Annotated in this window: 20 protein-coding genes, 1 pseudogene and 1 other annotated feature; of the genes and pseudogenes, 5 read left to right on the top strand and 16 right to left on the bottom strand. The window is 43.1% G+C overall.

The features are described 5' to 3' along the window. From HT680_RS05565 to HT680_RS05515, 11 genes are all read right to left on the bottom strand, one after another. The coding region (locus HT680_RS05565) for a KxYKxGKxW signal peptide domain-containing protein (protein WP_173258867.1) at positions 1-3,474 on the bottom strand (3,474 nt) is incomplete at its 3' end. 380 nt (positions 3,475-3,854) lie between these two features. Next, positions 3,855-4,727, bottom strand: a complete 873-nt coding sequence (gene rsmI, locus HT680_RS05560; protein ID WP_173258865.1) for a 16S rRNA (cytidine(1402)-2'-O)-methyltransferase — start codon at positions 4,725-4,727, stop codon at positions 3,855-3,857. Between the two features lie 2 nt (positions 4,728-4,729). Beyond that, complete coding sequence (yabA, locus tag HT680_RS05555; RefSeq protein WP_000358229.1) at positions 4,730-5,047, bottom strand: DNA replication initiation control protein YabA; 318 nt, start codon at positions 5,045-5,047, stop codon at positions 4,730-4,732. Positions 5,048-5,086: 39 nt separating this feature from the next. Further along, positions 5,087-5,977: a DNA polymerase III subunit delta' gene (locus HT680_RS05550; protein WP_173258863.1), complete on the bottom strand. Its 891-nt coding sequence runs from the start codon at positions 5,975-5,977 to the stop codon at positions 5,087-5,089. After that, a complete protein-coding gene (tmk, locus tag HT680_RS05545) occupies positions 5,974-6,612 on the bottom strand; it encodes a dTMP kinase (protein ID WP_173258861.1) in 639 nt (212 codons plus the stop codon). Before tmk ends, HT680_RS05550 begins: the two co-directional genes overlap by 4 nt. Positions 6,613-6,732: 120 nt before the next feature. Next, positions 6,733-7,530 (bottom strand): pyrroline-5-carboxylate reductase, encoded by a 798-nt coding sequence (proC, locus tag HT680_RS05540; RefSeq protein ID WP_173258859.1) that lies wholly within the window; start codon positions 7,528-7,530, stop codon positions 6,733-6,735. Positions 7,531-7,533: 3 nt separating this feature from the next. After that, a complete protein-coding gene (locus tag HT680_RS05535; RefSeq protein ID WP_173258857.1) occupies positions 7,534-8,796 on the bottom strand; it encodes a glutamate-5-semialdehyde dehydrogenase in 1,263 nt (420 codons plus the stop codon). A 9-nt stretch (positions 8,797-8,805) separates the two neighbouring features. After that, on the bottom strand, positions 8,806-9,915 hold the full coding sequence (gene proB, locus HT680_RS05530) for a glutamate 5-kinase (RefSeq protein WP_240146461.1): 1,110 nt from the start codon (positions 9,913-9,915) through the stop codon (positions 8,806-8,808). A gap of 101 nt (positions 9,916-10,016) precedes the next feature. After that, entirely contained in the window at positions 10,017-10,916 is a 900-nt protein-coding gene (locus tag HT680_RS05525; protein ID WP_173258853.1) for an RluA family pseudouridine synthase, read from the bottom strand. After that, complete coding sequence (gene lspA / locus HT680_RS05520) at positions 10,900-11,367, bottom strand: signal peptidase II (RefSeq protein ID WP_061416604.1); 468 nt, start codon at positions 11,365-11,367, stop codon at positions 10,900-10,902. The genes HT680_RS05525 and lspA overlap by 17 nt, the downstream gene beginning before the upstream one ends. Then, positions 11,364-12,272, bottom strand: coding sequence for a LysR family transcriptional regulator (locus HT680_RS05515; RefSeq protein WP_061416603.1), 909 nt, complete (start codon positions 12,270-12,272; stop codon positions 11,364-11,366). The genes lspA and HT680_RS05515 overlap by 4 nt, the downstream gene beginning before the upstream one ends. Between HT680_RS05515 and HT680_RS09155 the strand changes: the two are divergent. After that, a pseudogene (locus HT680_RS09155) lies at positions 12,265-12,339 on the top strand (AraC family transcriptional regulator); the annotation flags it as partial. The gene HT680_RS05515 and the pseudogene HT680_RS09155 overlap by 8 nt on opposite strands. A gap of 163 nt (positions 12,340-12,502) precedes the next feature. Here the strand turns inward: HT680_RS09155 and rpmA are convergent. The 4 genes from rpmA to HT680_RS05495 all read right to left on the bottom strand — a co-directional run bounded on the left by rpmA (position 12,503) and on the right by HT680_RS05495 (position 14,392). Next, entirely contained in the window at positions 12,503-12,796 is a 294-nt protein-coding gene (gene rpmA, locus HT680_RS05510) for a 50S ribosomal protein L27 (protein WP_000916509.1), read from the bottom strand. A 16-nt stretch (positions 12,797-12,812) separates the two neighbouring features. Beyond that, positions 12,813-13,157, bottom strand: coding sequence for a ribosomal-processing cysteine protease Prp (locus HT680_RS05505; protein ID WP_000613698.1), 345 nt, complete (start codon positions 13,155-13,157; stop codon positions 12,813-12,815). Positions 13,158-13,172: 15 nt separating this feature from the next. Further along, the gene (gene rplU / locus HT680_RS05500; RefSeq protein ID WP_000109141.1) at positions 13,173-13,487 is read right to left on the bottom strand and encodes a 50S ribosomal protein L21; all 315 of its coding nucleotides are present in this window, start codon (positions 13,485-13,487) and stop codon (positions 13,173-13,175) included. Positions 13,488-13,521: 34 nt separating this feature from the next. Beyond that, positions 13,522-13,641: a sequence feature (ribosomal protein L21 leader region), on the bottom strand. 64 nt (positions 13,642-13,705) lie between these two features. Further along, positions 13,706-14,392, bottom strand: coding sequence for a YoaK family protein (locus HT680_RS05495; RefSeq protein ID WP_173258851.1), 687 nt, complete (start codon positions 14,390-14,392; stop codon positions 13,706-13,708). A 155-nt stretch (positions 14,393-14,547) separates the two neighbouring features. Between HT680_RS05495 and HT680_RS05490 the strand changes: the two genes are divergently transcribed. Then, on the top strand, positions 14,548-15,525 hold the full coding sequence (locus HT680_RS05490) for a Gfo/Idh/MocA family oxidoreductase (RefSeq protein ID WP_173258849.1): 978 nt from the start codon (positions 14,548-14,550) through the stop codon (positions 15,523-15,525). Beyond that, positions 15,522-16,604: a DEAD/DEAH box helicase gene (locus tag HT680_RS05485; protein WP_173258847.1), complete on the top strand. Its 1,083-nt coding sequence runs from the start codon at positions 15,522-15,524 to the stop codon at positions 16,602-16,604. Before HT680_RS05490 ends, HT680_RS05485 begins: the two co-directional genes overlap by 4 nt. A gap of 24 nt (positions 16,605-16,628) precedes the next feature. Here the strand turns inward: HT680_RS05485 and HT680_RS05480 are convergent, their stop codons facing one another. Continuing rightward, positions 16,629-17,006 (bottom strand): DUF1934 family protein, encoded by a 378-nt coding sequence (locus HT680_RS05480; RefSeq protein WP_173258845.1) that lies wholly within the window; start codon positions 17,004-17,006, stop codon positions 16,629-16,631. 71 nt (positions 17,007-17,077) lie between these two features. Between HT680_RS05480 and HT680_RS05475 the strand changes: the two genes are divergently transcribed. Both HT680_RS05475 and yidA read left to right on the top strand, forming a co-directional pair. Beyond that, entirely contained in the window at positions 17,078-18,385 is a 1,308-nt protein-coding gene (locus HT680_RS05475; protein WP_125448225.1) for an HD domain-containing protein, read from the top strand. Positions 18,386-18,394: 9 nt separating this feature from the next. Beyond that, complete coding sequence (yidA, locus tag HT680_RS05470; protein ID WP_125448224.1) at positions 18,395-19,201, top strand: sugar-phosphatase; 807 nt, start codon at positions 18,395-18,397, stop codon at positions 19,199-19,201. Positions 19,202-19,389: the final 188 nt, after the last annotated feature.

Raw genomic sequence — 19,389 nt, 5'->3', positions numbered from 1 at the left:
TGAAGCTGATTGGCTTGCACTTACTGATGCTGAAGTTGATTCACTTGAGCTTACTGATGCTGAAGCGCTTTGGCTAGCTGATACTGATGCTGAAGCTGATTGACTAGCACTTACTGAGGCTGCACTTTGGCTTGTTGAAACAGACTGGCTCGCACTCACCGAGCTGGAAACACTCTTGCTCGCTGAAAGAGAACGACTTGTGCTCAGCGAAACTGAAACACTCTTGCTCAATGAAACGGATTGACTGCCACTCAAGGAAGTTGATGCACTCTTACTCAACCTCAACGAAATTGATTGACTTGTACTTACAGACTGACTACCGCTTACTGAGGCCGAAACACTATTTCTCGCTGAAACCGAGCGGCTGGCGCTCATCGATGCCGATTGGCTATTGCGCAAGGAAGTAGACAAGCTCTGGCTAGCAGAAACTGAACGGCTGGCGCTCGTTGAAGCCGACGCACTCGCTGATGTACTAGCACTTACTGAGGCACTGGTTGAGGCAGACGCACTTGCTGACATTCTTGCAGAAACGGATGCTCTCGTTGAGGCAGATGCGCTCGCTGAAGTGCTGGCGCTTACCGATGCACTCGCTGAGGCACTGGTTGACTGTCTTTGACTTAGACTAGTTGAAGCACTGCTACTCTTATACTCACTATCAGAAAGTTTTACAGTGAACGTATCCGTAGTCTTATCTTTATAGATAATGGTAACTGTTCCATTGTTACTAATAGTAAAGGAATCAATACGTTTTTCCTGCTTATTGTTTAGTTTCTCAACAGCCGCCAATATACGAGTTTTTTCTTGAGGTTTTAATTGAGAAACATTCTCTACCTGGAAGGTTTCAGTCGGTGCTACCCCTTCCATAATATCTGTCAGCCTACCTTGCACAATACGGACATTGCCCGGTGAATCATTTCCTGCACTATTACTATTACCAGCCTTATCCGTTGCTACTGCATTGCGTTGCCAACTATTTCTACCATTTTTATCATACTCTAGATTATCATTCAAATGAGCTCTTACAGTAATACGGGCTGGACTAGCAGTAGTCGCTGTGATATTCCCCGTTAAATGCTCTACAGTTCCCGTCCCATATTTATTATCTTCAAAGAAATTACTTCCAAGGGCTGAGCCATTTGCATTTGCATTTGAAACGATCTTAAATTCTGATAATTGCCCGCTATTATCTGTAGCAGTGAAATTAATTTGAATATCATCTCCTGCGTACACAATATAGTTGCCATTTACAGGGGTCAGGGCTTGACCATTACGAGTCACCGTCGCACTTGGAACTGGAACAGCATCCACATTAGCTGGGATAACATCTGTAGTATTATCACGGTAGGTAATGGTAATATTCCCATTTTCAGCTACCGAAATCGTTCCGGTTACGCCATCTTTCGTAAAATCACTACCAGATAAAAGCGACTGGTTTTTTTCTTTAAATTTTTCAAGTACTTGATCGCGTTCACTTACAGTCAAAGAAGAGGGATTCTTAACAATAACAGTATCCCCACTAACTGGGTTGTGGCGTTCGTTGAAGCCTTTGATATTGAAATTCGTACGTGCTGTCGCAGTCAGACCATGAATATCTCTTACTGTATATTCCAGAACATAGGTACCAGGCTTATAGGGTTTCCAAGTTCCGTTTTCACGACCCACTGTCCCTATTATGTCAATGGTGTATGACCTTTGGGCACCTGTTTGATTCCCCCATTGATCATAGATATATAGATCTCCAAATCCCCCTTTCTTGTTAGTTGGATAGTTCGGTGCATTTAAACCTGTAATAATAGCATTGGATGGGGAGCCCGTGATTTTAGCCAGCCCTTTATCATCATTCAGCCTTATCTGAAAATTATTGACTGCTTCATCATTATAAATTGTGATAGTGGATGGCATAGAAATCGTAGGCGGATTAGAGGCTGCACGTGAGTGTGACCCTCTAGCAATTTCTGTCCCATTTCGTGGATCACGCACACCAGAATTAGCCGCCAACACAGCATTGACAATCGAATTACGCGCTGAAGTAGCTTTTTGCAATACTGTTGTTAAATCACTAGTTGGATCAGTCAGGGCTTTTTCAATTTCTGTTACTGCAGCATTGGCCTTAGCAAGAGCTGAATCCGTATTTGGTAAATCAACCGCTTTTGCTAGATAGTCACCTATTTCAGCTGAAAGATTGGTCAACTTCCTACGGTTTTCTTCTTGTTGTTTAGCAGTGACTTCTGAAGATGCTAGTGCAACCGTAGCAGCTTCAATTAGGCTAGTTGTGGCAGAAGTTGATTGAACTCCACTGACACTATTCTTACCAGTGATTTCAGTTGTTTTTAATTCAGCTGAGTCAATTTCAAGGTTCTTTGCTTCTTTTGAAGTAGAAGGTTGCTGGTCAATTACTGTTGTCGATCCACTCTGTTCAACAGACAGACTTGACACTACAGAAACATTCGGTCCACTTGTTGATTGACTGGCACTAGCAGAAGTACTGACAGACTCTTTTGGTGAAGTGGTCACGGTCTTATCTACTGTTTGACTCTTCTCAGCTTGTTTGAGCGCATCCTTGCCTTGGGCTTGATTCTTATCAGCGATCACACCAGCGGCTAGGTTATTGCTAGTTGTTGCCACTTGGCTGCTGAGTTGGGTTGCGCTTGACAAGGCGTCACCTAGCTTGCTGGTCGCAAGGCTCTCAGCAGGAGCAGTCTTGACATCAAGGGATGCTGAGGTCGAAGTTGAGACAGAGGTTTGAACTTCTGACTCGCTAACAGAGCTAGTGCTTTCAGCTAGAGATGCTGAAGTTTGGACACTTACTGAAGGAGCAGGTTGAGCGCTAGCAGATGCTGACTCAGAGACAGGAGTTGAGGCTGATGCTTGCACACTCGCTGATTGCGATGGAGTTTCACTAACAGAGGCTGACTCAGAAGCAGGACTTACAGCTGACTGGCTGGTAGTAACTGAACTGCTAGCTGACGCACTTGCTGATAGACTAGCTGATACAGAAACGCTTGTCGAAAGAGAAGCACTTACAGATTGACTGACTGACTCAGAAACAGATGCAGAGTCTTGCTCTGCTTGTTCCTTCACTTCTGCTTGTGCTTGGGCAATGATAGAGTTATTGCTGGCTTCAGTTGTCGCATCAGCTTGGGGCTCAGTTGCGATGACTGCCTTACCAGTTTCCTTGTACTCAGATGTCTCATCTGCATATACAGTTTGCTCTTGAGTTACAACAAAACCTGCGGCCCCGGCGGCTAAGATGGCCCCTATACCTGCAAGCGTGTTGGCATTCAAGTGAGCGTGGTCAAGTTCTTCAGTGTCAGATAGGCTAGTCGAGACAACTTCTCCCATCCCACCGATACGGAAGAGATCCAGTTGGGAATTCGAGGCTTTTACCCAGTTTTTACCCGATTTGTAAAGCTTATAGCGCTTTTTCTCATCTACGATCTCGAAATCTTTGTTAAATTTTTTACTTCGAAACATTCTATTCCTTTCCTTTTTTAAAAATTCCACTCTTTGTTAACCTCATGATCATTAACAAAGAGTGATACTTAAGTAAGAATTTCACGGAAATACAAGCATCAAGCCTAGTCAGTTAATGGCTTTTCAAGAGTTTTTTGATAAAATTCGATGGTTAATTGGCATAAAAGAGATGCACTTTTATATATGTTTTGCTCCAGTATATACCAGCCTCAATTCTATCAAATTTGAAGCTTCTTTTCAAGATTTTCGATTTCAATATAGCAAATTTATTTCTGCAATAGAAAAGCAGTGTAAAAGGATTACACTGTTCTTTATAAATACTGATTTTTTCTTAAACTGAGGTCTCAGAATTGATTAAAACTGGACTCATTTCCCTATCGTTAAGATTGATTTTCTTCCCAGTCGTGGTAGGCAGCATAGAGCTGACTTTTATTCCGCTGGTAGAGTTTAGCAACTTCTTTTATGGCTTGATTTCTCTTCATGCCTTGCTGGATACGGGATTGGATTTCTAAGAACAAGCCCTCCTCATCCTTTTCCTCCACATCCTGACTGGCACCTTCAACGATGAGAAGACACTCGCCCTTAAGCGGTGTCTCAGCGATACTTTCCAGCAATTCAGAGATCTTTCCTCGTTGGTACTCTTCATAGATTTTGGTTAATTCTCGAACCAAGACCACCGAGCGGTCACCGTAGACTTCTAGCATATTTTCTAGCGTATCTGCCACACGATGGGGCGATTCATAGAAAATCTGAGTTTCTGGATAATCTTTTTTCAAGTCGAAAAATTGCTTTTGCTGGCCTGATTTTCTCGGTAAGAAACCGTAAAAGATATGTGGCTGTGGTGCTAGGCCACTGGCAATTAAGGCAGAAATCCCTGCAGAAGCACCTGGAACTGTCACTACTGCAATATCTTCCTCAATAGCTGCCTTGACCAAATCATGACCAGGGTCCGAGATGCTAGGCAAACCCGCGTCAGAAACCTGAGCAATACTTTGTCCCGCTTTCAAAAACTCAATCAAATCAGGAATTTTTTCCTTGGCATTGTGCTCATGAAAACTGATTTGCTTAGTAGAAATATCAAAATGCTTGAGCAAAAGCCCGGTATTGCGCGTGTCCTCAGCCGCAATCCAATCCACTTCTTTCAAGGTTTGGATAGCACGAAAGGTCATATCATCTAGATTGCCAATTGGCGTTGCCACTAGGTAAAGCTTCCCATAGGGAGACTGCCCCTTAAAACTTTTTTGAATCTGCATGCCTACTCCCTGTACAACAACTCGTCACAGAACATACATTCTTCGTCCTGCTCTCGGCGTTGTCCATAAAAATCATTACATACGTGAAACCCGTCTTTATAGATTCGACGGACGCTTTCACGAACATGCTTAGCCTTGACGGGAGTATCTGCTTCCACCTCGCCTAAGCGTTCGCGCAACTTACTATTTTCCAAGCGAAGAGCTGTATTTTCCTCTACCAGGCTCTTGAGATTTTTCTTGATGGCTTCCACATCGGCCAAGGTCACCAATAACTGTTGGGAAAAATCATCCAGCGCGTCAAATAATTCTTTTTTGTCCATAAAACAGCCCTTTCCTTTCTTTATCGTTCATTTTTGAGTTTATATTTCTTTCAAGACCAGATATTCCATGGCATTTTGAAAACTGACATTAGCCTGCCACATTTTTCTGGCTTCTAGCAAATCTTGTAGAATCTGTCGAATCCTTGCTTGCAAGAGGTCCTGTCCACAAAGAACTTCGAGGATTCGCAAGACCTGATCTTGTTTTTCCTTGTCATCTGCCAAGCTGGCTAATTTAGCAACCTGAAGATAACTTTCTTTTTTCTTGGCTAATAACCAGGTCAGCAGGCGTTCACTTTCATCGACCAAGGTCCAAAAACTTGCCTGATTAGCCAACTTTTCTGCTTCAGCACGTGATTGACAAAACTGGGCTAAAAGAGTCGCTTTTTTCTTGACAAGCCCCATTTGTTCTAAAAGCAAGATGAGCTTTTCTTCTTGCTTTTTAAAGTGGAAAATCTGTGTCCGACTTCGGATAGTCGGCAACATCTTTTCCTCATCGCTGGTTAAGAAGAAAATGTAAACTTCACTCTGGGGTTCTTCGATGACCTTTAGCAGAGAGTTGGCTGCGTTGGGATGCATTTTCTCAGCTTGCTCGATAATAAAAACCTGTTGCTGGCTTTCAATCCCTGCTTGGGAAAACTGACCCACCAATTCTCGAATGCGCTCTGTCTTGATGACCTGATTGACTGGCTTGATTAAAGTAACATCGGGAAATTCTTCCTGTTCAATCAGCTTGCAGTTTCGACATTTTTCACATGGTAGAACGCCTACTTTATCCCTACAAAAGAGGCTCTTAGCCAAAAACTGCGCCATTTCCAAGCTTCCAAAGAAACCCGAAAAAAGATAGGCATGATTGAGCTGATCTTGTTCTAGGATACGGACAAAGCGGTCAAACTGGTCTGGTTGCCAAGCCTTTAGTTGATCTTGTTTCATCTTGTCAATCCCATTCTCTCAAACAAGACCGCCTTGGTTGTTTCCACAACTTGCTCCAAAGGAAGACTGGCATCAATCTTGGCAATACGATTTCTTTCTTTTTCCAGAAGAGAGAGGTAGCCTTGACGGACTTTTTTGTGCAAGTCTAAACCTTCCATGTCCAAACGATTGACCTCGCGGTCACTATTAGCAGCAATGCGAGCCAGTCCTTCTTCCACTTCAATGTCAAAATAGAGTGTCAAGTCAGGTTTGAGGCCATCTGTCGCAAAGTGATTGAGCCAATCAATGGCATCAATATCCAAGCCACGACCAAATCCCTGATAAGCAACGGAACTATCGATGAAGCGGTCCATAATGACCAACTTACCAGCTTCAAGAGCAGGCAGAACTTTTTCCACCAAGTGCTGTCTGCGACTAGCGATATAGAGAAGGAGCTCTGTTTTAGGATCCATCTGAGTATGACTTGGATCCAAAATCACTTGACGAATCTTCTCCCCAATCAAGACTCCGCCTGGCTCACGAGTTGTCAGCACCTCTACTCCTTTTTCCTCTAAAATTGGGAGTAAAGCCTCTAAAACACTGGTCTTTCCTGCTCCCTCTGGTCCCTCAAGAGAGACTAAAAATCCTTTTGACATGTCTAACTCATTTCTTTTTTTCTACCTTCTATTCTATCAAAAAAATAGGTTTTTGTGACAATCTTTTTGCGTCTTCTCCATTCAATCGACCATAAAAGAGGTTGGGAGTCATCCAACCTCTTATTTACCTAGTTCTTGTGTTCGTCTATAGGCTTGATGAACTGCATCCATGACTGTGCCTCTAAAGGCATGTTCTTCCAGACTTGCTACACCAGCGATAGTCGAACCTCCTGGGCTACAAACTTGGTCTTTCAAGACACCAGGATGTTGCTGACTTTCAAGAACCATTTGTCCTGCGCCAACTACTGTTTGGGCTGCCATTTTCAAAGCCGTTTCTCGGGGCAATCCTGTCTGCACACCTGCATCTGCTAAAGCCTCGATAAAAAGGTAGACAAAGGCTGGTCCACAACCTGCTAGACCTGTCGCCGCATCGATTAAGCCATCCCCCAGCTCAACCAAGAGACCAGCTTTGGCTAAAAGCTGACAAAAGAGTTCCCTGTCCTCAGCACGACAATTTGCTGACATGGCATAACTAATCACTCCTTGGCCGATAGCCACTGGAGTATTGGGCATGATGCGAATGATACGATGTTGACTAGGGATAAGACTAGCTAGTTTTTCCAAGGTCAATCCAGCTGCCATGGAAATCAAAAGAAGACTTTCTCGTTTTTCAAGGATAGCCTGATATTGAGAAAGCAGTTCAGAAAACTGAGCAGGCTTAACTCCTAGAAAGATTACATCTGCTTCTGCAAAAATTTCTTCATTGCTGGAAGCCTGACCACCAAAGTTGGCGATGAAAGCATCTACTTTAGCTTGACTACGATTGGCAAGGAGAATCTGAGCACCCGTCTTGGCCTGCAAAACAGCCTTAGCCAAGCTAGCACCCATATTCCCCAAACCGATAAATCCAATCTTCATCTCTTACTCCCTTATCTGTCCGTCACCAGTAACCACATATTTGTAGCTGGTTAATTCCTTCAAGCCCATTGGACCACGCGCATGCAGTTTCTGAGTAGAAATCCCCATCTCACATCCAAGACCAAATTGGCCACCATCAGTGAAACGCGTTGAGGCATTGACATAAACCGCTGCTGAATCTACTTGATCTGTAAAGTAGGCTGCAGCTTCAGCATTTTCCGTCACAATAGCATCCGAATGATGGGTGCTGTGAGCTTCAATATGGGCAACCGCTTCTTCTAAACTGCTCACAACCTTAACCGCTAGGATATAGTCTAAAAACTCGGTATCAAAGTCTTGGGCCTCAGCTGCTCGACCTGAAAGAAACTGACTTGCTTTCTCATCCAGGCGGAATTGAATAGGTTCCAGTCCAGCTTCTTTTCGACTTTTAACCAGAACTTGCTCCAAGCGAGGAAGAAAACGTGCTGCCTTGTCTTCATGAACCAGCAAGACCTCCATGGCATTGCAGACAGAAGGACGACTGGTTTTAGCATTGTTGATGATAGACAGAGCCTTGTCTTCATCAGCATCCTTATCCACATAGACATGGACAATGCCTGTTCCTGTCTCGATAACAGGTACGATAGCATTTTCAACCACGGCATTAATCAAGCCAGCCCCTCCACGAGGAATGAGAAGGTCTAGATAGCCCTTGGCCTTCATCATGGCATAGCTACTGTCTCGGCTGGTATCTTCCACTAGTTGAATCACATCTGGATGAATGGTAGTCGTCTCCAAGCCCTTCTTTAAGGCTGTGACAATGGCATGAGCTGTTTGATAGGCATCCTTACCACTACGAAGAACAACTGCATTTCCACTCTTGAGAGCCAAGGCAGCCGCATCCGACGTCACATTTGGACGGCTTTCATAGATAATACCGATAACACCCATAGCCACACGTTTCTTGGTGATAAGCAAGCCATTTTCAAGATGACTTGTCTCTAGGACTTCACCGATGGGATCTGGTAAAGCAACTACTTCACGAATCCCAGTTGCCATCGCTTCTATACGTCCTTCATCCAAATAAAGACGGTCTAGCATAACATCTGAGATTTTACCTTTGGCTGCTGCCATATCGAGGGCATTGGCCGCTAAAATCTCCTCAATAGCTGCCAATAAATGATCAGCCATGGCTAGTAAGGCTTGGTTTTTCACTGCTTCACTGGCAGTATTGATTGATTTCTTAACAGCCTGTACCTGTTCAAATTGTTCTTGTGTACTTACCATCGTTCACCTCTAAAATTCTGTAAAGAGCAGCTGGATTTCAGGAGTGATTGAAATCCAGTCATCACGGTGAATCAAGACTCCCTTGGCTTTTTGAGAACGGAGCATATCTTCTAGGGCTGAGACGCCAAATTGGACACGTCCCTTTCCAAGAGATTGACCTGTTTCTTTATCTGCTACTGTTACAATATCGTGGTAAGAGAAGTTTCCTTCCACTTCTACCACACCCGATAAAAGGAGACTTTTCCCGTTTTTTGAAAGTGCCTCTGCAGCTCCACCATCTACCCAAATCGTTCCCTGACTTTGAGCATAGAAGGCCAGCCATTGTTTCTGGGTACGAAGTCCCTTCTCTTGCGCAACAAAGTAGGAACCATCCCTAGTTTCTTCAGCTGCCTCAATCAAGGCATCTGATTTCAAGGAAGAGCAGATATAGACTGGCACCCCTGACTCCGTTGCGATCGTAGCTGCTTTGATTTTTGTTAGCATACCCCCAGTACCATTAGACGAACCTGCTCCACCAGCCATATCAATAATCTCACGATTGATAGTCTCGATTCTCTCAAGACGTTTGGCTGTTGGATCCAAATTAGGATTGCCAGTATAGAGACCGTCCACATCGGTCAAGAGAACCAAAAGATCCGCCTGAACCATCGCCGCTACCTGGGCACTTAGAGTGTCATTGTCCCCAACCTTGAGCTCATCAATAACGACACTGTCATTTTCATTGATGATGGGAATTGCACCACGATGAAGCAATACAGACAAGGCCTGATGGGCGTTCTTATAACGACGTTTATCTACAAAATCATCCTGTGTCAGCAAGATTTGTGCAGAAACGATCTGGCGCATGAGGAGGTTGGTTGTGTATTCCTCCAACAAAAGTCCCTGACCAACTGCAGCCGAAGCTTGTTTATCTGCAATCTTGGTCGGACGTTTTTTAAAACCCAAAGCTCCAAATCCAGCGGCAACTGCCCCAGATGACACTAAAATCAACTCATGTCCATCCTCATGCAGCATAGCTAATTGTTGGGTAATTGCCTTTACTTTACTTCTTGATAAACTCCCGTCTTCATTTGTCAAGGAGGAGGTCCCCACCTTAAAGACGATTCGTTTGTACTTCATATTCTCACTCCGATTCTTCATATTTATCCATTATAACATGAATGCTTTAAAATAGAAAAGACTTGAAATGAAAAAGGTTGAGACAAGGCATCTCAACTCTTTTATCTATTCTCATTTTTTCGCAATCTTTCCAACGTTTCTTTAAAAATTTCTGGAATATCTGCTGTGAACTCCATGGTTTCACCTGTTCTCGGATGGGTAAAACCTAGAGTTTTAGCATGGAGGAATTGTCCATGTCCTTTCAGCGTTTTTCGAGGACCGTAGACCTCATCCCCAGCGACTGGATGACCGATATAAGCCATGTGAACACGAATCTGATGAGTGCGACCTGTCTCTAGCTGCAACTCCACTAAGCTGTAATCACCAAAGCGTTCTAAGACGTGAAAACGCGTCACTGCTGGTTTCCCTTTAGCAGTCACAGCCTGTTTCTTACGGTCTTTTTCACTACGACCAATCGGCGCTTCAATCACACCGCGATCATTTGGCAGATTGCCATGAACAATCGCCCAGTATTTGCGGAGAGACTTCTTGTCCTTGAGTTCTTGAGCAAGTGCTAAGTGGGCCTCATCATTTTTCGCAATCATGAGCAGACCTGACGTATCCTTGTCAATGCGGTGAACGATACCCGGTCGGAGAATTCCATTGATACCTGATAAGTCCTTGATATGGTACATGAGGGCATTGACCAAGGTTCCACTAGTATGACCTGCGCTGGGATGAACCACCATCCCTTGAGGCTTGTTAACAACGGCTACATCCTCATCTTGGTAGATGATCTCGAGCGGCAGATTCTCAGCCACATACTCTAAAACCTCTGGTTCTGGCACATGGTAGGTGACGATATCCCCCTCTTGGACAGTGTATTTGGCTTTCTTGACTTGACCATTGACCAAGACTTGTCCAGCCTTGATTTGTTCATTAGCGAGACTGCGTGACAATTCTGTCAGATCCGACAGAGCCTTGTCTAGACGTTGCCCACCAGTTTCAATTTTTATTTCCATTTACTTCCTCTTTAAGCATTGCAATCAATAAAACAACCACACCAACTGTTAAATAGCTGTCAGCCACATTGAAAATCGCAAAGTTGATAAAGTCTAGGTGAAACATATCCACCACAAAACCTTGACTCATTCTGTCAATAAAGTTGCCCAGACCTCCCGCGATTATCAAAGTCAGTCCAAAAACCATCCAGAGAGAATCCTCCATGTGTTTATGTAGATACCAAATGGCACCTGCCATGACGACCAGTGTAATGACGGCAAATAACCACTGCTGGTCTTGTAACATCGAAAAGGCTGCCCCACGATTTTGCAGGTAGGTCAAGCTAACGAGATTGGGGATCCACGAACGTACTTCACCCATTGGAATCTGCTGGACAACATAGGCTTTAACCCACTGATCCAGCCCAATCAAAAGCAGTACAATGACTGCTACTATTCCTCTTTTTTTCATGATTTCCTCTTCTGATCAAAATATTCTTGCATGACCTCAACGAAAAGATTCCCAGCTTGACTAAGCTCCACTTCCTCACGTTTGACATAGACCATGCGGTTATCTAGATTGTCCTTGAGACGAATGACTGTGATTCCATTAACACTGTCACTATCTAAAAATCCAGATCCTGTCGCATAGGCATCCGTCCGCTCCAAAATACCATTCAAAGTAGCACGGTCCGTCACATTGAACATCTGGGAGCTCGCGCTGGTATCGACAAAGTTTTCTGAATAGTAAAGGTACTCATCCTTTTCCTGAGTAAACCGAACCGTTGGCAGATCCGCTAGGTCCTCCATGACCAATTCCTCTTTCTGTGCTAAAGGATGCCCTTCACGAAGATAAATGTGAGTCTGGAAAGGAATTAGTTCAATAACTTCTAAACCAAGCTTTTCAACCCGTTGCATGATGCCCTTTTTATTTTGGTTGTTGAGGTAGATAATCCCAATCTCACTATGCCCTTGGGCTACTTCATCTAGGATTTGAACTGTAGTAGACTCAAAAATACGGAAATTTTTGTAGTCAGGATAGCGCTCTGAAAAAGCCGTAATGGTTGGTGGCAAGAAGTCATAGTGCTGACTAGCAATGGAAAATTCATCCTTTTCTTCCTCAGGATTGGCATATTGATTTTGAAAAACATCAAAGCCTTTGACCAATTCTTGCGCTTTCTCATAAAATTCCATTCCACGACGGGTCAAAAACGTTCCCGAACTCGTCCGACGGAAAATTTTAAAACCTAACTCTTTTTCCAAATCGCGCACAGAAATAGACAGACTCGGCTGACTAACATACATCTTTTCAGCAGCTTCACGGAAAGTACCACTATTGGCAATGGCCACAACATAGCGTAATTGTTGAATGTTCATCTTTTACCCCCAACTTCTCTATCTGTTCATTATACCATATTTCAGAAGTTTTCCACAATGGAAAAAGAATATCCGTCATAAAATCTAGCTATACTAGACTTAATAAAATGATGGGTATCAAAATAAAAAATAGGCTCTCCGAAAAACTCGGAAAGCCTTATTTAATGCTACTTCTAGCACCCTCGCCTCTTTAATTCAAGGCTCGGGATAAAAAGGTTCACTGGACCTTTTTATTTTGCGATTGGGTAAACAGAAACCTGCTTTTTATCGCGACCTTTACGTTCAAAGCGTACTACGCCTTCAACTTTAGCGAACAAAGTATCGTCTCCACCACGTCCAACGTTTACACCTGGATAGATGTGTGTACCACGTTGACGGTAAAGGATTGATCCACCTGTTACAGTTTGTCCGTCAGCTGCTTTAGCTCCAAGACGTTTCGCTTGTGAATCACGTCCGTTTGATGTAGAACCTCCACCCTTTTTGTGGGCGAAAAGTTGCAAGTTGTTAAGAGTCATTTTTAACATAATGTTTTCCTCCGTGTTAGTTTTCTGTGATAACTCTGGTTTGGACGAACTCAGATGAGTCCTCCGATAAGTTTGCCATACCCAAGAAAAATGATTCGAAGAATAACTGGGTCATTTCTCTCTGGTGTGAAGGAAGATCTTTTGGTATTTCCACCATCAGATAGCCACCTTCATCTTCGTTTAATTCTAGGATTGGTTCATAGCCTGCAAATTTCTCAATGGAATTGATAAAGTTAATGGCAAGCGTAGAAACCGATGCACACACGACATCTAAGCCGTATTCGCCACTCTCGGCGTGTCCAGTAATTTCCGCACTCCTCAGCTCGCCATCTTCGGCTCTCTCAAAGACTGCTTGTATCATGTGTTCTCCTTAAAATTAAGCGTTGATTGCGTTGATGACAACTTTTGTATATGGTTGACGGTGACCTTGTTTACGGTGGCTACCTTTTTTAGGTTTGTACTTGTAAGTAACAACTTTCTTTTGTTTTCCTTGTTTTTCAACAGTTCCAACTACAGTAGCTCCAGCAACAAGTGGAGTTCCGACAACAGTGTTTTCACCACCAACAAGAACAACTTCGTTAAAAGTAACTTCTTGACCAGCTTCAACGTTCAATTTTTCAACGTAAACTGCTTGACCAACTTCAACTTTAACTTGTTTTCCGCCAGTTTTGATAATTGCGTATGTGCTCATTATGCACCTCCTATGATTTTTTGGGTTTCCCCGTATTTTTGTGAAGACTCGCCTAGCATCGTGGGACGAACCACTTAGTATATGAGCTCTATGTATAACAAAGTTTAAATTTGTTATACATAGAGCAACGATGTTCGTGCGGTTGCACAGGACTGTGCATAGTCAACTCTTCAAGTATAGCATATCTTCTTTTTTCTTACAAGCGAAATCATTCAAAATTAAGCTTTTTCTTTCCCTTTTTTTCTCCAAGAAGCAAAAAGCATACTGAGGTAAAAGATGCTCATCATTACAGGAACACCTAGAATCGTCTTTTCATGATAAAAAACCGTCAAATAGGCTGAAAAGACAACTCCAAGAACAAAGCTGGTAAGTAGGCTAACGAAAATCAAGGCTTCACGCAAGAAGGGCGTATGCTTGGTCCGGAAATAATCCCCAAAAGCCAACATGGTTCGTTTAATATTTCCTGTCATAAAGGCATTATTATAGGCAATCCCCGAAACTTCTCCAAAGGCTGTTGTCACCAATCCCATACAAAAAGCTAAAGGTGGGACTAGGTAGATATTGTCTACAGATAAGGGAACAAAGCCAATGATTATGGATAAGACCGCGAGTGGTATCAAGGACAAAATCGGCTTTTTTACTATTCGTAATTTTTCTTTATACAATGTCAGTAAAAAAACCCCCATCATAAAGGAAAGTAAGGTCATTACTTTGGCACTGGCATCTGACACATTGTGTTGAATGAGTCCTACAGAAAGAAAGACGACATTCCCAGTTTGGCCTGCTACTAGGGTATTCCCTCGCACGATAAAGGTATAGGCATCGACATATCCTGCACAAAAAGTCAAAAAAAGCGCTAGTCTTTTAGACTGACGTGATATTTTTCTTATTGGTAATAATCTCATTTTCTCCCCCTTCTCATTTCATCTACTTATCTAAATATTGTACCACTTTCTCCAAGAAATGCGTAGTCCATTTGAAAATTTTTACCATCTGTTGGATAGTCCTTCTTTTCTATGTTATAATGAAGGAAGGATTTAAAGTCGGAAAAGGAGTATCTATGCTTAAACTAGGTGTCATCGGAACAGGCGCTATCAGCCATCACTTCATAGAGGCAGCCCATGCCAGTGGTGAATACCAGCTGGTCGCTGTCTACTCTAGAAAACTAGAAACTGCGACAACCTTTGCTTCTCGCTATCAGAATATCCAGCTCTTTGATCAATTAGAAGACTTCTTCAAGAGTTTCTTTGATGTAGTCTATATCGCTAGTCCAAACTCCTTGCATTTTGTTCAAGCCAAGGCTGCCTTGTCTTTTGGGAAACACGTCATTCTTGAAAAGCCAGCTGTCACTCAGCCACAAGAATGGCTGAATCTGATTCAAACGGCTGAGGAAAATCACTGTTTTATCTTTGAAGCAGCTCGTAATTACCACGAAGAAGCTTTTACCACTATCAAAAACTTTTTAGCAGACAAACAAGTGCTAGGAGCAGATTTCAACTATGCCAAGTATTCTTCCAAGATGCCTGACTTGTTGGCTGGACAGACTCCCAATGTCTTTTCAGACCGTTTTGCTGGTGGAGCACTTATGGACTTGGGGATTTATCCTCTCTACGCTGCCGTTCGTCTCTTTGGAAAGGCTCAAGACGCGACCTATCAGGCTCAACAGCTTGACAATAGTATTGACCTAAATGGAGACGGTACCCTCTTCTACCCTGACTTTCAAGTTCATATCAAGGCTGGAAAAAACATCACTTCTAATCTTCCTTGCGAGATTTATACGACAGATGGAACCCTGACGCTCAACACAATTGAGCATGTTCGCTCAGCTATTTTTAGCGACCACCAAGGAAATCAAGTCCAGCTCCCTATCCAACAAGCTCCTCATACGATGGCTGAGGAAGCAGCTGCATTTGCACACATGATCCAGCAACCAGACCAGACACTTTACCAGAACTGGCTGGATGATGCAGGTTCTGTTCATGACCTATTGTATACCATGCGCCAGACTGCTGGCATTAGATTTGAGGCAGAAAAATGAAAACCAAACTACCTACTGAATGGCAAGAACTAAGTGATCAACTCGGTTTCCAAGAATTCACCCCCATTCAAACTCAACTATTTGAGCCCATTCTTGCTAGAGAAAACCTCCTAGGAGTGAGCCCAACAGGAACTGGTAAGACCCTCGCTTATCTCTTACCTAGTCTTCTCAGACTACAAAAGAAAAAAGCCCAGCAGCTCTTGATTCTAGCACCAAATACAGAACTTGCTGGACAGATTTTTGATGTATGTAAAACGTGGGCTGAAGCTATTGGCTTGACTGCTCAGCTCTTCTTATCAGGTTCGAGTCAGAAACGCCAGATTGAACGCCTAAAAAAAGGACCAGAAATTCTGATTGGAACCCCTGGCCGTATCTTTGAACTAATTAAATTGAAAAAAATCAAGATGATGAATGTGGAAACCATCATTCTAGATGAATTTGATCAATTACTTGATGATTCTCAGATACACTTTGTCGAGAAAATTACTCACTACGCACCTCGTGACCACCAACTCATCTATATGAGTGCGACGACCAAGTTTGACCAAGAAAAGATTGCTCCAAACACGCGCACCATCGACCTCTCTGACCAAAAACTGGACAATATCCAGCATTTCTACATGCAGGTAGACCAACGTCACCGAGTGGATATGCTACGAAAATTGGCTCATGTAGAGGATTTCCGCGGACTAGTTTTCTTTAATAGCCTATCAGATCTTGGAAGTGCGGAGGAAAAACTACAGTATCGCGATGTCTTGGCTGTTTCACTCGCTAGCGATGTCAATGTTAAATTTCGAAAAGTCATCTTAGAAAAGTTTAAAGACAAGCAACTAACCCTGCTCCTTGCAACAGACCTTTTGGCACGTGGAATTGATATCGATAGCCTAGAATGTGTCATAAACTTTGACGTTCCTAGAGATATCGAAACCTACACTCACCGTGCTGGGCGTACAGGTCGCATGGGTAAAGAAGGTTATGTTATCACTCTAGTTACCCATCCTGAAGAACTTAAAAAACTTAAGAGATTCGCAAGTGTACGTGAAATTGTCCTAAAAAATCAAGAACTCTATATCAAATAAGGTTGGCATTTGCCAACCTTTTTCTTATCCCCAAGTAATTTCTAGTTGATAGCTGGCAAAAGGATGTCCCTCTTGATTTTGTAGTTGATAGGCTAGCTCAATCTTTTGCCCATCCAGTTTGTAGTGACTCGTTTGAATGATAAACTCCTGCATCCCCATTGGAGTAGGAATATAGGCCAAACTATCACTATCCTTTAGAAAACGCAGGATAGTCTTGGGAGTCGAGAAACGGGTCATCACCAGTTCTTCTTGATGAAACTTGAGAACCACTTTTTCCTTTTCCTCATTGTAGAAAAGCAGATAGCTATAATCTCCCTTTTCACGCACTTCCACGTCATAGAGCTGGTCAATGACTTCCAATTGTTCATCAAACTGAATCCTATTTCGCATCCGAATCTTCACATCAGGTCCTCTTTCTTCTCTCTTGTCCTACTATTTTACCAAAAAGAGCAGGATTTTGCTATAATGGTCATATGAACGAAAAAGTATTCCGTGACCCAGTTCACAACTACATCCATGTAAACAATCAGGTCATCTATGACTTGATAAATACAAAAGAATTTCAACGTCTGCGCCGTATCAAGCAGCTAGGGACTTCCAGCTATACCTTCCATGGTGGAGAACACAGTCGCTTTTCCCACTGTTTGGGGGTCTATGAGATTGCTCGTCGTATCACGGAGATTTTTGAAGAAAAATATCCTGAAGAATGGGATCCTGCTGAGTCTCTCTTGACCATGACCGCTGCCCTCCTTCATGACCTTGGGCATGGTGCCTACTCCCATACTTTTGAACATCTCTTTGATACAGATCATGAGGCCATTACTCAGGAAATCATCCAAAGCCCTGAAACAGAGATTCACCAAGTCCTGCTTCAAGTAGCGCCAGATTTTCCAGAAAAGGTGGCCAGTGTCATTGACCACACCTATCCTAACAAGCAGGTCGTGCAACTCATTTCTAGCCAGATTGATGCGGATCGCATGGACTATCTCTTGCGTGACTCTTATTTTACAGGAGCATCTTACGGAGAATTTGACCTGACTCGAATTCTCCGAGTGATTCGTCCTATCGAAAATGGTATCGCCTTTCAACGCAATGGCATGCATGCCATTGAAGACTATGTTCTCAGTCGCTACCAGATGTATATGCAGGTTTATTTTCACCCAGCAACACGCGCCATGGAAGTTCTCCTACAGAATCTCCTCAAACGCGCCAAGGAACTCTTTCCTGAAGACAAGGACTTCTTTGCACGAACTTCCCCACATTTGTTACCTTTTTTTGAAAAGAGAGTTACCCTATCTGACTATCTGGCTCTTGATGATGGCGTGATGAATACCTACTTCCAACTCTGGATGACCAGTCCTGACAAGATTCTCGCAGACTTGTCGCAGCGCTTTGTCAACCGTAAGGTCTTCAAATCCATTACTTTTTCTCAAGAAGATCAAGACCGACTCGCAACCATGAGACAACTGGTTGAAGACATCGGATTTGATCCCGACTACTACACAGCCATTCATAAGAACTTTGACCTTCCTTATGATATCTATCGTCCCGAATCTGAAAATCCACGGACACAGATTGAGATTCTACAGAAAAATGGAGATCTGGCAGAACTCTCTAGCCTGTCTCCTATCGTTCAATCCCTTGCTGGCAGTCGCCACGGAGATAATCGTTTCTATTTCCCAAAAGAAATGTTGGACCAAAACAGTATCTTCGCAAGCATTACCCAGCAATTTTTACACTTGATTGAGAACGATCATTTTACCCCAAATAAGAACGAATAGAGGAAATATATGAGTATTAAACTAATCGCCGTCGATATCGATGGTACCCTAGTAAACAGTAAAAAGGAGATCACTCCGGAAGTCTTTTCTGCCATTCAAGACGCCAAACAAGCTGGTGTCAAAGTCGTCATTGCAACTGGTCGCCCTATCGCAGGTGTTGCCAAACTTCTGGATGACTTGCAATTGAGAGACGATGGTGACTATGTGGTAACCTTCAACGGTGCCCTTGTCCAAGAGACTGCTACTGGTCATGAGATTATCAGCGAATCCTTGACCTATGAGGATTATCTGGATATGGAATTTCTCAGTCGCAAGCTCGGTGTCCACATGCACGCTATTACCAAGGACGGTATCTATACTGCCAATCGCAATATCGGAAAATACACGGTGCATGAATCAACCCTCGTCAACATGCCCATTTTCTACCGTACTCCTGAAGAAATGGCTGGCAAGGAAATTGTCAAATGTATGTTTATCGATGAACCAGAAATTCTCGATGCTGCGATTGAAAAAATCCCAGCAGAATTTTACGAACGCTACTCTATCAATAAATCTGCTCCTTTCTACCTTGAACTCCTTAAAAAGAATGTAGACAAGGGTTCAGCCATCACTCACTTAGCTGAAAAACTCGGATTGACCAAAGATGAAACCATGGCTATCGGGGACGAAGAAAATGACCGTGCCATGCTGGAAGTCGTTGGTAACCCCGTTGTTATGGAAAATGGAAATCCAGAACTCAAAAAAATCGCCAAATACATCACCAAGTCTAATGACGAATCCGGCGTTGCCCATGCTATCCGTACGTGGGTACTGTAAAAAGGTAAGAATAGACGAAAACCGCTCAGCAGAGCGGTTTTTAGTATGAACATATCACAATGAGGGTAAATCAATAAATTAAATTGCAGTTTTACAGTTACTTAAATCTTGAGAGTGCAAAAATAGGTATTGCTTCCTTAATTGTGGTACTGAATTATAATAAATCACCCTCTTTATTTCCATATTTT

Source organism: Streptococcus sp. 5905, from assembly GCF_013276505.1.
GTDB lineage: Bacteria > Bacillota > Bacilli > Lactobacillales > Streptococcaceae > Streptococcus.
The sequence above is the reverse complement of the archived record's forward strand: the minus strand, read 5'-3'. Positions and strand labels throughout refer to the sequence as shown.